This window comes from Mesorhizobium sp. LjNodule214, from assembly GCF_964252735.1.
GTDB lineage: Bacteria > Pseudomonadota > Alphaproteobacteria > Rhizobiales > Rhizobiaceae > Mesorhizobium.
Window position 1 is genome coordinate 1 of sequence record NZ_CAXUPE020000013.1, and the last position, 3,029, is coordinate 3,029.

The window sequence follows — 3,029 nt, forward strand, 5'->3', positions numbered from 1 at the left end:
CGGCAGGCGCCACTACGCGGAATTTGCACAATGTGCAGGTAGGTAACGTGTAATCCAGCCGTCGCCCCCAATCCCGCGCGCCTGCTCCATCGCAGAAGACATTTCGTATTGCGTTGCACTAACTGGGAGATGCTTCAGCTTGTTGAGGGAGCGCTCGACGAGGTTCGATGTTGATGCAAGCCAGCGACCGCACGGGAATCGATATGCGTCGTTTGGATGCCAGGCGCATTGAGCAGGACTATCGCCGCACTGTATCAACTGCACGTCCGGCCTATGCCGGGGTCTAAAGCCCTTCATGGCAGCAAGCGCCACGCTGGCGAATAACGAAAGGCGATAGGCGGCCAGGCCGTTTGACTTCAATCCGGCTCCGACACTGAAAAATTCGAAGCAATCGCTGCCTGAATTGGGTCCGTGGTGGCCTGTCATTCGGCCAAACGAGATTTTGCAACGCGACCCCCAAAAAGAGCGTCATGGATTCTCGGGTAGCACGGCAACCTCCAAGGTCATCGGGGTCATCAGGCTTGTCAGGTGCTTGCTGCTTCTTCGGTGGACCTCCCCGAAAGCCAGTCTGGCAGAGCGAGCCAAAACTTCTCGAATGGCTCGCGGGTCCCTGATCGACGCGTCCACTTGGCGCAACGTGTCCAACACTCTGCGGTGTCGGCCACTGCCAGAAAGTATCTTCATCGCGCGGAATTCCGGTTAGCCGTCCGGGATCAGACACTCTTCAAGCCTGCGTCCAGCGCCTGCTGGACACGGGATTTCGCGGCGACTATGTCGGACATCAAGCCGCTTCCTCAACCATGATCTACGCCAAGGTCCATGTCGATGGCTTGCGTGAAGTGACGGATGGGGAGGATCTGCAATGAGAACCCGTCTTCCCGAGCCTTCAAGCCCGATCGCGCCCCACATCGTCGCTTTCGTTCGCCACAAGCGCGCGCTCAACCGGTGCTACAACGTCGAAGACAAGGCGCTGCGGATGCTCGACGGGGTATCTGAACGTTCAAGGTGTCCCGAGTATGACCGACATCACCCCGGCGCTCCTCGATGCTTCTTTCTTGAGCCGTCCGCGCATGCGACCGTGAAGCTCCAACCACCGTGTCGGTGTCGCCGGCGGCTGTTCGAGTGGATGGCAGAAAATGACTTTATCGATTGCTCTCCTGTTACGATGAAGCCGCGCCGCCGAAGTTAATCCAAGACCGCCCTGCGTCCGGATCTACGGACCGCTCAGCAGCTCATCGATCGCGCCGGCGAGCTTCCGGATCGTAACAACGCCCGGCTTCGCACATGGCTCGAGACGCTCCGTGCCACACCGCGACAACCAAAATGTGCAACAGATCTTTCACCCAAGTTTACAAAATCTTTGCAACTGTAAAGCGCCGACAGTGGTACCTTCATCGCAAGTGTGAGCGAAGGCACGGCTAAAAAGCTGATGCCGATCTACTCTCTGAACGCCGCACAGCTCGCAACTGAGGGTCAACAACAATGCGAAGAAGAGCTTTCATTTTTGCTCAAGAAAGTGAAGGGTGGTCCGGCTTGGCTGCTTACTTTCTGAGTAGCGCCTGAGATCGAAATATCTGTTTCCCAGATCGGGCGAGTAAGGTAGCACGGCAGCGGGCAGGCACCGGACCGGCGACTATTTCGGGGCTCGTTTCTTACAGTAGGCGCATCGCCTGATTCTAAGTTCTAGTGCATTTCGAGATCGCCGAGACATCAGGACGCCGGCCATATTTGGTGACATTAGCCTCGGCCCGGAAGGTTCTTCATGCCGAACGTCTATCCAAGCGGCATCTCGGTCAAGATCGTCTGTGAGCAAGGATCGAGCGAAACACCGGATGAGCCAGGGTCGCTGAAATGGACGAATGAGGATCTTCGTGCTGCGTATCTTTTACCTTCGACAACGCTCGAGGTTCTCGTCGTCGCCATCACCTGTCCTGAGACCGTCCTCGGCGATCCGGCGTTGCGGTTCCCTTCCGGAATGAATAATTCAGTTGGCCGCCCCCACGGGAGCATGGACGGTGCGAACCTTGCGTGGCGGAGGTCGGTAAGTGTCGCATAACCAAATCGTTTTCACCGCTCATGCCTCCGAGGGTCGCCCGAGCTCCGCTCAATAGTCGGCATTGTGCACGTCAGCAGCCTCACAGGCGGCGACATACTCGCCGATCGCGATCAGCGGAACTTTTGCCTGAAGGATAGTCGCCTGAAACGCTGCATTGACAGCTCATGGCGATTGAGCATTTCAGGTATCCGGCGTTGGTTCCCATAGGAGCGCAGGATTTAACCGTGGATCGACATTCCCAAGGCGCCACGTCGGGAACGCTTTTGCGCTGGCGGCTCAAGGGTGCGCGACTTACCGGTTCTGCCCGTTTGATGACGAGAAGACAGGCTTTCCCGGCAGCCGTCTCATTGCTTCCTGAGCGCGGCCATCAGACTCAGCTTTTCAATCTCCCCTTTTTTACCCTGAAGGCGTCCGCAGGTCAGCATGTCACCGGTTTCATGCACATCTCGGCGCGCAACGCTGATCTCCTGCGTGGAGAAGGGATGATTCGCAGAAATCGGCCGATTAGATACGTTACAGTCGCCAAGCTCGATCCTGTTATCTTGTGCTGGCCTGAATGCGGTTGAATTTTTCCAAAGGATTCGCAACTACGCCTCCTCCCAAGGCGCACCGGCCCGGCAGCGAGCTCAGCCTCCTGCCGGGCGCTGTGAGTGTCTGCGCACATTCAGCCAACGTCGAGCCGTCAACTGGTCTAACTCCGTCTTAGATATGTCGGCAAGGTTTCCCTCACAGAGTTTTGCGCTGGTCGGGCACCTGACGGAAAGTGAGTCGGATTTGAGTCCGACTTTTGGCCGAACTTGAAAAGCGAACGGGCGTCCAATGCGAGCTGTTCGCGCCGAGCTAGTGAAGGCATGATCAAGGGTCTTTCCGACGGCAAGAGTCATAGAGGAATGTTTGAAATGGCGGCTTGCGCGCGGGACGTGCCCGATCGCGCGTTTTTGCTCGTTGGCGAAGGTAAGCCCCGCCAAGTGTT

2 protein-coding genes are annotated in these 3,029 nt (G+C 57.3%); one reads left to right on the forward strand and one right to left on the reverse strand.

Annotated features, from left to right (window positions below):
- The first annotated feature begins 1,762 nt into the window (after positions 1-1,762).
- On the forward strand, positions 1,763-2,056 hold the full coding sequence (locus tag ACSQ3Z_RS37215; protein ID WP_436176026.1) for a hypothetical protein: 294 nt from the start codon (positions 1,763-1,765) through the stop codon (positions 2,054-2,056).
- Between the two features lie 344 nt (positions 2,057-2,400).
- Here the strand turns inward: ACSQ3Z_RS37215 and ACSQ3Z_RS37220 are convergent, their stop codons facing one another.
- Positions 2,401-2,643 (reverse strand): hypothetical protein, encoded by a 243-nt coding sequence (locus ACSQ3Z_RS37220; RefSeq protein ID WP_436176027.1) that lies wholly within the window; start codon positions 2,641-2,643, stop codon positions 2,401-2,403.
- Positions 2,644-3,029 lie beyond the last annotated feature (386 nt).